This is a genomic window from Sphingomonas sp. A2-49 (assembly GCF_025548555.1).
In the GTDB taxonomy this organism is placed as follows: Bacteria; Pseudomonadota; Alphaproteobacteria; order Sphingomonadales; family Sphingomonadaceae; genus Sphingomonas.
The window spans coordinates 361501-374027 of sequence record NZ_JAJLPA010000001.1 but is presented as its reverse complement, the minus strand read 5'-3'; the positions used below and the strand labels follow the sequence as shown (position 1 = coordinate 374027).

Genomic DNA, 12527 nt, shown 5'->3' with positions numbered 1-12527 from the left:
TAGCGGGCGGGGGCATGGCGCCACGCAGGGGGAGGAAGTTTCATGTCCCACATCGATTCCCGTTTTTCGAAGCGCGCGCTGATCGCGCTGCGCTCCAGCTCCGTCGCGATCGGCAGCATCCTGCTCGTCACCGGCGGGGCGGCCTTTGCGCAGGAAGCGCCCAACCCGTCCTCGCCGACCGCGAACCCGCCCGCCGCCGCGACGGTGCTGGCGCCCGCGCCCGCCGCCGAGCCGACCCCCAACCAGGACGCCGCGCAGGCACAGACCGCTGCCGACGCCGCCGCCGATTCCAGCGAGATCGTCGTCACCGGTATCCGCGCCAGCCTCGCCAATTCCGCCAAGATCAAGCGCAATTCGACGCTGATCGTCGACAGCGTGTCGGCTGAGGACGTCGGCAAGCTGCCCGACGTGTCGATCGCCGATTCGCTCGCACGCCTGCCCGGCGTGACCGCGCAGCGCCTGGAAGGGCGCGACCAGCGCCTGTCGATCCGCGGCCTCGGCCCCGATTTCTCGACGACGCTGCTCAACGGCCGCGAACAGGTGACGGTGGGTGACAACCGCGGCGTCGAATACGACCAGTATCCCTCGGAATTCTTCCGCAACGTCAACGTCTACAAGTCCGCCGACGCATCGCTGATCGCCGCCGGCATCTCGGGCACCGTCGACCTGCGCATGCTCCGCCCGCTCGACCAGGCCGGCCGCATCTTCGCGATCAACGCGCGCGGCCAGATGAACGGCATCGACAACCTCAACCCCGATTCCTCGCGCTACGGCTATCGCGCCTCGGCGACCTATGTCGACAAGTTCGCGGGCGACACGCTCGGCATCGCGATCGGCGTGTCGGCGACGCAGACGCCGTCGCAGGACGAGCGCTACAACGCCTGGGGCTATGCCGGCAGCGGCACCGCCGCCGACCCCTTCGTCCTCGGCGGCGCCAAGCCCTACGTCCAGTCGAACGAACTGCGCCGCTACGGCGCGGTCGGCACCGTCGAGTGGGCGCCGTCCGATGCGTTCCATTCGACATTCGACGCGCTCTATTCGCACTTCACGGAGGAACAGCACCTGCGCGGGATCGAATTCCCGCTCGGCTTCTCCGATCCGGTCAAGTCGGGGATCACCGTCAACAACGGCTTCGCCACCGCCACGACCTTCACCAACGTCTTCGCGGTCCAGCGCAACGACTATAACAAGCGCACCGCCGAGAACCTGTCGCTGGGCTGGAACAACGATTTCAAGGTGACGGACAACGTCCACCTGAACGTCGACGCCAGCTGGAGCCGCGCGACCCGCACCGACTTCCTGCTCGAAACCAACACCGGCAGCGGCTATCAGAAGAGCGGCGCCGCCGATCGCGTGACCGTGACGCAGAATGCCAACGGCACCTACAAGATCGTGCCGACGCTCGACTATACCAACACCAGCATCTTCAAGCTGACCGATCCGCAGGGCTGGGGCTATAACGGCACGCAGCCGGTCGTGCAGTCGGGCTTCCTCAACCAGCCGAGCTTCAAGGACGACCTCAAGTCGCTCCGTGCGAGCCTGAACGGCGAGTTCGACAACAGCATCGTCAAGAGCTGGGAAGTCGGTGGCAACTACAGCCGCCGCAAGAAGACCAGCGCGTACAGCTCGTACTTCCTGTGCCCGAAGGGCGCCGGCACGGGCTGCACCGTGGCGAGCAACACCCCCACCAGCGCGGCGGTGCCGAGCGCCGCTCTGCTCGGCACCAACATTCCGCTGACCTACCTCGGCATCCCCGCGATGCTGACCTACGATCCGCTGTACGTGTACAACAATTCGCTGAACGCGGCGTTCGACGGACGTCCGGGCTCGCTGGTGCGCGACAATGTCGTCAACGAGGACGTGTACACCGGCTATGCCAAGGTCAACATCGACGGCGAGCTCGGCGGCAAGGCGCTGAAGGGGTCGGTCGGCGTCCAGGTCGTCCGGTCCGAGCAGAATTCGACCGGCCAGATCGCCAGCGTCGTCAACGGCGTCGTCACGATCGCGCCGGCCAACCAGACCGCAAAGTACACCAACGTCCTGCCGTCGGCGACGATGTCGGTCGAACTGATCGACAACGGTTACGTCAAGCTCGGCGCGTCGCAGACGATGGTGCGCCCGCGCCTCGATCAGGAGCGCGTGACGCAGGACGTCAGCATCAACCTCGCCAACATCGGCCGCACCCCGGCCGGGCTGTTCCCGGTGTTCAGCTCGAACGGCGGCAACGTCGCGCTGCGGCCGTACCAGTCGACCAACGTCGACATGTCGTTCGAAAAGTATTTCGACGCCGGCGGCTACGTCGCGCTGTCGGGCTATTTCAAGCACCTGACCGACTTCGTCGATCCCAACAACACTTTGCCCTACGATTTCAGCGGGCTGCTGCCGGCGCTGACCGCGGCGCAGCGGGCGCAGGTGATCGCCGCCGGCCAGACCACCGGCAACGTCAGCGCACCGGCCAACACCGGTCGCGGCGAGATCCTGGGTGTCGAGGCGACGCTGTCGCTGCCGTTCAAGGCGATCACCAGCGCGCTCGATGGCTTCGGCATCTTCGCGAGCGGCAACTACACCAAGTCGACGATCAAGTTCGCCAACGCATCGGAAGCGATCACGCTGCCCGGCCTGTCCAAGTGGACCGGCAGCGGCACGATCTACTTCGAAAAGTGGGGGTTCCAGGCACGCGCCAACTATCGTTACCGCTCGAACTTCCTCGCCGAGGTCGCCGGCCTGTCCGCCAACCCGACCTATCGCACCGCGAAGTCGGAAGGCATCCTCGACGCCCAGATCGGCTACGAATTCCAGGAGGGCTTCCTCCAGGGCTTCTCGATCCTGGCGCAGGCGAAGAACCTGACCGACCGTCCGTTCATCACCTACCAGAACGACGATCCGCGCCAGGTGATCGACTATCAGCGCTACGGCCGCGATTACTATATCGGCATCACCTACAAGTTCTGATCCGAGGTTCCTCCCCGAACCGCCTGGGGCTGCCGTCATGTGACGGCAGCCCTTTTTCTTGCTAGTCGAGGCGCGCGATGACCCAGCCACCGATCACCACCATCGTCATCGCCGGCGGGGGCACCGCGGGCTGGATGGCGGCGGCGACCTTCGGCCGGTTCCTCGAATCCGGCTATCGCATCCGCCTGGTCGAATCGGAGGAGATCGGCACCGTCGGCGTCGGCGAGGCGACGATCCCGCAGATCCGCCTGTTCAACCAGGCGCTGGGCCTCGACGAGGACGCGTTCCTCCGTGCGACCGGGGGCACGTTCAAGCTCGGCATCGCCTTCGACGGCTGGCGCGAGCCGGGCCACAGCTACATGCACGCCTTCGGCGACGTCGGCCGCGATGTCGGCCTGATCGCCTTCCAGCATTACTGGTTGCGCGCGCGGGCGCTGGGGCTGGCCAAGCCACTCGATGCCTATGCGTTGAACGAGGTCGCGGCGCGCGCCGGGCGGATGCATCGCGGCGGGCCGCTGACCGCGGCGACGATCCCGGCGATGCCCTATGCCTTCCATTTCGACGCCGGACTGTACGCCGCCTACCTGCGTCGCTTCGCGGTCAATCGCGGGGTCGAGCGGACCGAGGGGCGGATCGATCGCGTCGAGCGCGACGGTGCCAGCGGCGACGTCGCCGCCATCGTGCTCGACAGCGGCGAACGGATCGCCGGCGACCTGTTTATCGATTGCACCGGTTTTCGCGGGCTGCTGATCGAGGGCGCGCTGGAGACGGGATACGAAAGCTGGACGCACTGGTTGCCGTGCGACCGGGCGGTCGCGGTCCCGACCGCCAACGTCGGACCGCCGCTGCCCTATACCCGCGCGATCGCACGCGAAGCGGGATGGCAATGGCGCATTCCGTTGCAGCATCGCACCGGCAACGGCCACGTCTATTGCAGCGCCTTCATCGACGATGAGCGCGCCACCGAGACGCTGCTCGCGAATGTCGAGGGCGCGCCGCAGGCCGATCCGCGCCTGCTCCGCTTCGTCACCGGGCGGCGCAAGCGCGCGTGGAACCGCAATGTCGTCGCGATGGGCCTTGCCAGCGGCTTCCTCGAGCCGCTCGAATCGACCAGCATCCACCTGATCCAGTCGGCGATCGCACGGCTCGTCAAGTTGCTGCCCGCGCTGCCGCTCGTCCCCGCGCTGCGCAACGAATACAATCGCCAGACCGATTTCGAGGTCGAGCGGATCCGCGACTTCCTGATCCTCCATTACTGGGCAAACGGGCGCAGCGAACCCTTCTGGCAGGCGTGCCGTGAGGTCGCGCTGCCCGACAGCCTCAAGGCGAAGATCGCGCTGTGGCGCGAGGCGGGCACGATCACGCGCGAGCATGAGGAATTGTTCACCGAGGACGGCTGGCTGCAGGTGCTGGCGGGGCAGGGGGTGGAGCCACGCGCGCATCACCCGCTCGCCGACCAGATCGGCGAGCGCGACCTTGCGGACTATATGGAAACGCTGGAGCTGCTGTACCGGCGCGAGGTGCAGGCGATGCCGACGCACGCCGACCTTATCGCCCGGCATTGCGCCGCGCGCGGCTGACGCCGGCGGCTACGCCCGGTTGGGGGACACCGCGATCAGCCGCGGTTCGGCGACGACGCGGTTGCCGCCAGCGCGCTTCGCTTCCGCCAGCAGCCGCATTGCCGCGGCCGCCACCTGGCCCGCGTCGCGGCCCCGGGTGGTCGCGACGCCCGCCGACAGCGTGATCCGGCCGATCGGCTCGTCGGTTTCGCGCCGCTTGAGATTGCGCGACGCCATGTCCGCGCACGCGGCCTCCAGCCGGGCGATCGCCGTCGCGATATCGGGATCGTCGACCAGCACCAGGAACGGTGCATCGCCCCAGCGGCCGACCTGATAGGGCGAGCACGCCGCGCACAGCGTCAGCGATGCCGCCTTCAGCAGCCGCTGTTCCATTTCCGCCCCGTGTTCGAGCGTCAGTTGCGCGCGCTGGTCGATGTCGACGATCGCGATCGCGCAATTGCCGGCATCGGCGATGCTCGCCTCCAGCCGCCGCGTCATCGAATCCACCCCCGGCAGCCCGGTGACCGGGTCGCGGCCGATGTCGTCGCGCGCGCCGTTCAGCGTATCGCGCAGCGCCTGCGCCTGACGCAGCGCCGCGGACAGCGAGGCCTCGGTTTCGGCGGTGCGTTCGATCATGAAGACGACGAGGTTGCGGACCCGCGGTGGTTCGGCGGACACGAGTGCCGCCGCGGTCTTCACCAAGTCGCGGTTGAGGTCGCCGGTCGCCGAGGCGGTGTTGGTCAGCAGCCCCAGCAATTGCGTCGCCAGTTCGCCGAAGTTCGCGGCGGTGGCGGCGGCGGGATCGCCGGGCATCAGCGCCCGCACCGAATCCGCGCGCAACCGGACGCCGCCCTCGATCTCGTGGTTCACCGCCGCGGCAAAGGGGCGATCCTGCCCCGCAAGATAGCGATGCGCGAAGGCATAATGATCCGGCGTGTGGTCAAGACCATGATCGTCGAGAAAGCGGATCGCCCGGATGCCGATGCCGCCCTGCTTCACCATCCGAGCGTGTCCATCACAGCGTCCAAAGCATCGCCACCTTTCGGCCGTCGGTAAGGCGGCTCCCGCAGGAATAACACCTCGAAAGCATATGGCAACAATTGTCGAAACTACATGAGCGGGCGAAGGACATCGGCGAAGAGCATGGGGAACATCGCCGATCGAAGGGCGCATTGCCGGCATTTTGCCGCAATACGATCTGTATTTACTTGAACAGACAGGAAATTCGCCGGACCGTGCGGATCAGGTGGAGGCGCGGACGATCAGGCGCGGCTGGAGCAACGCGGTGTCGGTCGGCTGTTCGGCGATGCGGCGCAGCAGCGTGTCGACCAGCACCTCGCCCGCCTTGCGATAATCCTGGGCGATCGTCGTCAGCGGCGGCTGCGTCGTCGCGGCGGCGGGAATGTCGTCGAACCCGATGAGCGCGACGTCCTCGGGAACGCGCAGCCCGACCTCCGACAGGGCGCGGACCGCGCCCAGCGCGATCACGTCGGATGCGGCGAACAGCGCATCGAACGGCAGGTCGCGCGCGAGCAGGCGTCGCGTGGCGTCGTAGCCCGACTGTTCGACCGACAGGGCATCGGCATGGAGGCCCGGATGGACCGGCAGTCCGGCCGCGCGCATCGCCGCGGACAGGCCGCGGTAGCGATCGCGGAATTCGGGATAATGATCGTCGGCGTCGCCGATGAAGCCGATCCGGCGCCGGCCCTGCGCGACCAGATGTTCGCCCGCCATGCGGCCGCCCGCGATATTGTCGCAGCCGATCGTCACGCCGATATTGTGGCTGTCGACCGACCCCCAGCGGACGAAATGCGTGCCCTGCGCGACCAGCGCCTCCAGTCGCGCCTTGTACAGCTCATAGTCGCCGTAGCCGAGCAGGATGATGCCGTCCGCCTTGCGGCTGTCCTCGTAATCCATGTGCCAGTTGGCCGAGAGCTGCTGGAACGAGGTGAGCAGGTCGTAGCCGCGCGCGGCGCAGGTCCGCAGGATCGAACCGAGCATCGACAGGAAGAAGGGATTGATGAAGCTGCCGTCGTCGAGCGGGTCCTCGAAGAACAGCAGCGCCAGCGTCATGCTCTGGCCGCGGCGCAGCGACGAAGCGTTCTTGTCGACCTTGTAATTGAGCTGTCGCGCGATCGCCTCGATCCGCATCCGGGTCGCGCCGCTGACCGTGCGGTCGCCGCGCAGGGCGCGGCTGACGGTCGGTTGCGACACGCCCGCCAGCGCGGCGATGTCGAACGAGGTCGGCTTGTCGCCGGCACCCGACAATCCCCGTCGTCTGCTCTTCACGGCCATGATGCGGGTTCTACAACACCCGCGGCGATGACGAAAGCATCCGTGAATACGTATGCCCTTTGCTTGGCTTGGCCGGCGGGCATCCGCACAACGGCGCCGGATGCGGCCGGCAAAGGATCGGTCGCGCGCTCATCGGCGGGGGATGCATGTTGAAGCTGGCCACACGAACCGCGACCGCGCTCGCGCTGTTGCTTGCAGCGCCCGCCGCGAGCGGACAGGCGACCGCCGACTATCGCGCGCGCCTGCCGCAGGACGAGGTGATCTATTTCCTGCTGCCCGACCGGTTCGAAAACGGCGATCCCGCCAACGATCGCGGCGGACTGAAGGGCGATGCCGCGGTCACCGGCTTCGATCCCGCCGCCAAGGGCTTCTACCATGGCGGCGACCTGAAGGGGCTGACCCGGCGGCTCGACTATATCCAGGCGCTCGGCGCGACCGCGCTCTGGGTCGGGCCGGTGTTCAGGAACAAGCCCGTGCAGGGCGGTGCGGGGCACCGGTCGGCGGGCTATCACGGCTATTGGATCACCGACTTCACCCGGGTCAATCCGCACCTCGGCACCAACGCCGATTTCGCCGCGCTGGTGACCGCAGCGCATGCGCGCGGGATGAAGGTCTATATGGACATCATCGTCAACCATACGGCCGACGTGATCCAGTATCGCGAATGCGTCGGCCAGCGGGAATGCCCGTATCGCAGCCGCGCGGACTATCCCTACCAGCGGCAGGGCGGCGTCGCCGGCAAGGCGATCAACCCCGGCTTTCTGGGGGACGAGGTCCGCACCGGAGCGAATTTCGCGACGCTGACGCGCAGCGACTATGCCTACACGCCCTTCGTCCCCGCCGGCGAGCGCAACGTGAAGGTGCCGGCCTGGCTCAACGACCCGATCTACTACCACAACCGCGGCGACACGACCTATCGCAACGAAAGCTCGACGATGGGCGATTTCGTCGGGCTCGACGACCTGATGACCGAAAACCCGCGCGTCCTTGCCGGGATGATCGACATCTTCGGCGGCTGGATCGACCGTTACGGCATCGACGGCTTCCGCATCGACACCGCGCGCCACGTCGATCCCGCCTTCTGGACGCAGTTCGTGCCGGCGATGCAGGCGCGCGCCGCCGCGAAGGGCATCCCCAACTTCCACGTCTTCGGCGAGGTGTCCGATCACGAGGTGCGGCCGGCGGTGCTGGCGCAGCACACGATCGTCGACAAATTGCCCGCGGTGCTCGACTTCGCCTTCCGCCAGGCGGTGGTGGAAACGGTCGCCGGCACCCGCGGCACCGACGCGTTCGAGGCGCTGTTCGACGGCGACGCCTTGTATGCCAAGGGGTTCGACACCGCGGTCCAACTGCCGACCTTCACCGGCAACCACGACGACGGCCGTTTCGCGACCTTCGTCCGCAAGGCGTTCCCGCAGGCGAGCGATGCGGAGGTGACCGCGCGGGTGATGCTGTCGAACGCGATGCTGCTGACGTTGCGCGGGGTGCCGACGATCTATTCGGGTGACGAACAGGGCTTCGTCAGCGACGGCAACGACCAGGACGCGCGCGAGGACATGTTCGCGAGCAAGGTCGCGAGCTACAACGACAATCGCCTGCTCGGCACGACGACGACGACCGCCGTGTCCCATTTCGGTACGGACAACCCGCTGTTCCGCGCGATTGCGGCGCTGACCCGGCTGCGCGTCGCGACGCCGGCGCTGACCCGCGGGCGGCAGGTGCTGCGCGCCCGCGACGAGGCGCCGGGCCTGCTGGCGATCTCGCGCTTCGACCCGGCGAGCGGTGCCGAGATCCTGCTGGCGTTCAACACCTCGACCGCGCCGCTGACGCGGCAGGTGGAGATCGGTGTCGGCGCGACGGCGGCGGATACGCTGGCGGGCACCGGCTGCACGGCGGTCGCCGCCCCGGGCAGCCTGACTGTCACGCTGCCCCCCCTCGGCTATGCCGTCTGTGCCCTGAAGGCGAACCGATGACGAACCTGCCCCAGCGTGCGTGGTGGCACGGCGCGACGATCTACCAGATCTATCCGCGCAGCTTCGCCGACAGCAACGGCGACGGGATCGGCGATCTCGCCGGGATCACCGCGCGGCTCGACCACGTCGCCGGGCTGGGGGTCGAGGCGATCTGGCTGTCCCCCTTCTTCCGGTCGCCGATGGCCGACTTCGGGTACGACGTGTCCGACTATTGCGACGTCGATCCGATCTTCGGCACGCTCGCCGATTTCGACGCGCTCGTCGCGCGCGCGCATGCGCTGGGCCTGAAGGTGATCGTCGACCAGGTCTGGGCGCATACCAGCGACCGGCACCCCTGGTTCGAGGAAAGCCGGTCCAGCCGCGACAATCCCAAGGCGGACTGGTACGTCTGGCGCGATCCGAAACCCGAAGGGTCGCCGCCCAACAACTGGCAGTCGGTGTTCGGCGGCCCGGCATGGACGTGGGACGCGCGCCGCGGCCAATATTACATGCACAATTTCCTGAAGGAACAGCCGCAGGTCAACGGCCACCACCCCGACGTGCAACAGGCGTTCCTGGATGTCGCGCGCTTCTGGCTGGACCGCGGTATCGACGGGTTCCGGATCGACGCGATCAACTTCATGATGTTCGATCCGCAACTGCGCGACAATCCGCCCGCGCCGGCCGACGACGGCATCCCGCGCACGCGGCCGTTCGATTTCCAGCTCCACACCTACAACCAGAGCCACGACGCGATCCCGGGATTCCTGGAGCGCGTGCGGGCGCTGTTCGACAGCTACGATGCGCGCTTCACGGTGGCGGAGGTCGGCGGTGCCGACAGCGATCGCGAGATGAAGCTGTTCACCGCGGAGGGGCGCCGGCTGCACAGCGCCTATGGCTTCGATTTCCTCTATGCGCCCGACCTGACGCCGCGGGTGGTGGCGGATGCGGTGGAGAAATGGCCCGAGCGCGACGGCGTCGGCTGGCCGAGCTGGGCGTTCGAGAACCACGACGCGCCGCGCGCGATCTCGCGCTGGGTCGCGCCAGACCGGCGCGATGCCTTCGCCCGGATGAAGATGCTGCTGCTCGCCGCGCTGCGTGGCAACATCTTTCTCTATTACGGGGAAGAGCTCGGCCTGACGCAGGTCGACGTGCCGTTCGACGACCTGCGCGATCCCGAAGCGATCGCCAACTGGCCGCGCACGCTGTCGCGCGACGGCGCGCGCACGCCGATGCCGTGGTCGGCGGACGCTCCCCATCTCGGCTTTTCCGACGGCAAGCCGTGGCTGCCGATCGGCGACGATCACGCCGCGCTCGCGGTCGACCGGCAGGAGCGCGATCCGCACGCCTTGCTGCACTGGACGCGCGACGTGCTGGCTCTGCGCAAGCGGCATCCGGCGTTGCTCACCGGGGACATCCGCGTCGTCGCCGCGGACGATGCGATGCTCGCGATCGAGCGGCACGGCGGTGGCGAGACGATGCTGTGCGTCTTCAACCTGACCGACCGGCCGCAGCGCTGGGCGCCGGCCGATCCCGATGCGTGGTCGCCGGTCGCCGATACCGCGACGCAGGGGTGGCATTTCGACGGATATGGCGCATTGATCGCCGCAAGGACGGGAGAGGCATGATGAAGCATCTGAGGATCGGCGCCGCCATGGCGCTGGCGATGGTCGCAACCGCAGGGGTCGCGCAGACCGATCCCAATGCGGTGGCGCAGATCCCGACGACCGCGTTCAAGAGCGTCGCCACCGCGACCTCGCCCGACCGTTCGCTGGTCGTCACCATCGCGTTCGACAACGACGGCCGCCCGACCTACGCCGTGACGCGCCGCGGCAAGGCGATCCTCAATCCCGGCAAGCTCGGCGTGATGTTCACCGACGCGCCCAAGATCGAACGCAACCTGGAACTGATCGGCAAGTCGACCGACAGCGCCGACACCAGCTGGACGCAGCCGTTCGGCGAGTGGAAGACGATCCGCGACCGCCACAACGAACTGACGCTGCGGTTCCGCGAAAAGAGCGGGTTGAAGCGAGAGATGGACGTCGTCTTCCGCATTTTCGACGACGGGCTGGGCTTCCGCTACAGCTTCCCCGACCAGCCCAACCTGCATCGGGCGAACATCGCCGACGAGCTGACCGAATTCGCCTTCGCGCAGAACGGCACGGCGTGGTGGAAGCCCGCCTATCAATGGAACCGCGAGGAATATCTCTACAACAAGACCTCGCTCGACGCGGTCGGCACCGCCCAGACGGTGATGACGGTCCAGCTCGCCGACGGCACCCACGCCGCGCTGCACGAGGCGGCGCTGGTCGACTATGCGGCGATGAACCTGGCACGGGGCGAGGGCAACACGTTCAAGGCGTCGCTGACCCCCGGTGCGGGCGCGCCCAAGGTCAGCCGCATGGCGCCGTTCGCATCGCCGTGGCGGACGGTGATCCTGGCCGACGACGCGCCCGGCCTGTACATGAGCCACCTCGAACTCAACCTCAACGAGCCCAACAAGCTGGGCGACGTCAGCTGGCTGAAGCCCGCCAAGTTCGTCGGCGTGTGGTGGAACATGATAAAGGGCGACTGGAGCTGGGCGACCGGGCCGCAGCACGGCGCCACCACCGCGCATGTGAAGACCTATATCGACTTCGCCGCCGCCAACCGGATCCCCGGCGTGCTGGTCGAGGGCTGGAACGTCGGCTGGGACGGCGACTGGTTCGGCAATGGCAATGCGATGGAGTTCGACCGGCCGACACCCGATTTCGATGCGGCCGAACTCTACCGCTACGCCAGGGCGAAGGGCGTGCACCTCGTCGGGCATCACGAGACCGGCGGGTCGGCGAGCCATTACGACGCGCAACTCGATCGCGCCTTTTCCTATGCCCGCGACCACGGCATCCCGGTGGTCAAGACGGGCTATGTCACCGACGCGGGCCAGATCGAGCGCGTCGATGCCGACGGCACGCGCAAGCGCGAATGGCACGAGGGCCAGTGGATGGTGAACCACTATCTGCGCGTCGTGCAGACCGCGGCGAAGTACCGGGTCGGGATCGACAGCCACGAACCGGTGAAGGACACCGGCTTGCGCCGCACCTATCCCAACTGGCTCAGCCGCGAGGGCGGCCGCGGCATGGAATATAACAGCTGGCCGGGCAAGAACCCGCCCAACCACGAAGCCAACATGTTCTTCACGCAATGGCTCGGTGGCCCGATGGACTTCACGCCCGGCGTGCTGAGCCTCGAAGGGCAGGGCGGCAGCGCGATCCTGTCGACCGAGGCGAAGCAGCTGGCGCTCTACGTCGTCATCTATTCGCCGGTGCAGATGGCGGCGGATACGCCCGAGAATTATGCCAAGCACATGGACGCGTTCCAGTTCATCCGCGACGTGCCGGTCGACTGGTCGGATACGCGCGTGCTCAACGGAGCCGTCGGCGACTATGTGACGGTGGCGCGCAAGGACAGGGCGAGCGACGACTGGTATCTGGGCAGCATCACCAACGAGGCGGCGCGGACGCTGCCCGTCGCGCTCGATTTCCTCGATGCGGGACGGACCTATACGGCCGAGATCTATCGCGACGGGGCAGGGGCGGATTATCGCACCGCCGCACGCCATGCGATCGCGATCGAAAAGCGGACGGTGCGCAAGGGCGACACGATGACGCTCGCGCTCGCCCCCGGCGGCGGGCAGGCGATCCGCTTCGTCGCGACGGGCAGGGCGCGCCGGCGGTAGGTGTCGGACGGTTCGCACGACATGCCCCGTCACCCCGGGCCCGTTCCGGGG

The 12527-nt window shown here is 67.6% G+C and carries 7 protein-coding genes; 5 read left to right on the top strand and 2 right to left on the bottom strand.

Annotated features, from left to right (window positions below; all coding sequences use genetic code 11):
* Window positions 1-42 precede the first annotated feature (42 nt).
* A complete protein-coding gene (locus LPN01_RS01705) occupies window positions 43-2952 on the top strand; it encodes a TonB-dependent receptor (protein WP_262826623.1) in 2910 nt (969 codons plus the stop codon).
* 77 nt (window positions 2953-3029) lie between these two features.
* Entirely contained in the window at window positions 3030-4532 is a 1503-nt protein-coding gene (locus LPN01_RS01700) for a tryptophan halogenase family protein (protein WP_262826622.1), read from the top strand.
* A 9-nt stretch (window positions 4533-4541) separates the two neighbouring features.
* On the opposite strand, the gene LPN01_RS01695 is transcribed toward LPN01_RS01700, so the two are convergent.
* Both LPN01_RS01695 and LPN01_RS01690 read right to left on the bottom strand, forming a co-directional pair.
* Window positions 4542-5513: a GGDEF domain-containing protein gene (locus LPN01_RS01695; protein WP_262826621.1), complete on the bottom strand. Its 972-nt coding sequence runs from the start codon at window positions 5511-5513 to the stop codon at window positions 4542-4544.
* Window positions 5514-5753: 240 nt separating this feature from the next.
* A complete protein-coding gene (locus tag LPN01_RS01690) occupies window positions 5754-6806 on the bottom strand; it encodes a LacI family DNA-binding transcriptional regulator (RefSeq protein WP_262826620.1) in 1053 nt (350 codons plus the stop codon).
* Window positions 6807-6952: 146 nt separating this feature from the next.
* Between LPN01_RS01690 and LPN01_RS01685 the strand changes: the two genes are divergently transcribed.
* From LPN01_RS01685 to LPN01_RS01675, 3 genes are read left to right on the top strand one after another with little or no spacing between them, the layout of a single operon-like run.
* A complete protein-coding gene (locus tag LPN01_RS01685; protein ID WP_262826619.1) occupies window positions 6953-8779 on the top strand; it encodes an alpha-amylase family glycosyl hydrolase in 1827 nt (608 codons plus the stop codon).
* Complete coding sequence (locus LPN01_RS01680; protein WP_262826618.1) at window positions 8776-10386, top strand: alpha-glucosidase; 1611 nt, start codon at window positions 8776-8778, stop codon at window positions 10384-10386. Before LPN01_RS01685 ends, LPN01_RS01680 begins: the two co-directional genes overlap by 4 nt.
* Window positions 10386-12476 carry a glycoside hydrolase family 97 protein gene (locus tag LPN01_RS01675; protein WP_262827044.1) on the top strand — a complete coding sequence of 697 codons (2091 nt, stop codon included), beginning with the start codon at window positions 10386-10388 and terminating at the stop codon, window positions 12474-12476. The genes LPN01_RS01680 and LPN01_RS01675 overlap by 1 nt, the downstream gene beginning before the upstream one ends.
* Window positions 12477-12527: the final 51 nt, after the last annotated feature.

Excerpts from the sequence above, each read along its gene's own strand:
- LPN01_RS01700 (WP_262826622.1), top strand. The coding sequence starts at position 3,030 with ATGACCCAGCCACCGATCACCACCATCGTCATCGCCGGCGGGGGCACC.
- LPN01_RS01680 (WP_262826618.1), top strand. The coding sequence starts at position 8,776 with ATGACGAACCTGCCCCAGCGTGCGTGGTGGCACGGCGCGACGATCTAC.
- LPN01_RS01675 (WP_262827044.1), top strand. The coding sequence starts at position 10,386 with ATGAAGCATCTGAGGATCGGCGCCGCCATGGCGCTGGCGATGGTCGCA.
- LPN01_RS01695 (WP_262826621.1), bottom strand. The coding sequence starts at position 5,513 with ATGGTGAAGCAGGGCGGCATCGGCATCCGGGCGATCCGCTTTCTCGAC.
- LPN01_RS01690 (WP_262826620.1), bottom strand. The coding sequence starts at position 6,806 with ATGGCCGTGAAGAGCAGACGACGGGGATTGTCGGGTGCCGGCGACAAG.
- LPN01_RS01685 (WP_262826619.1), top strand. The coding sequence starts at position 6,953 with ATGTTGAAGCTGGCCACACGAACCGCGACCGCGCTCGCGCTGTTGCTT.
- LPN01_RS01705 (WP_262826623.1), top strand. The coding sequence starts at position 43 with ATGTCCCACATCGATTCCCGTTTTTCGAAGCGCGCGCTGATCGCGCTG.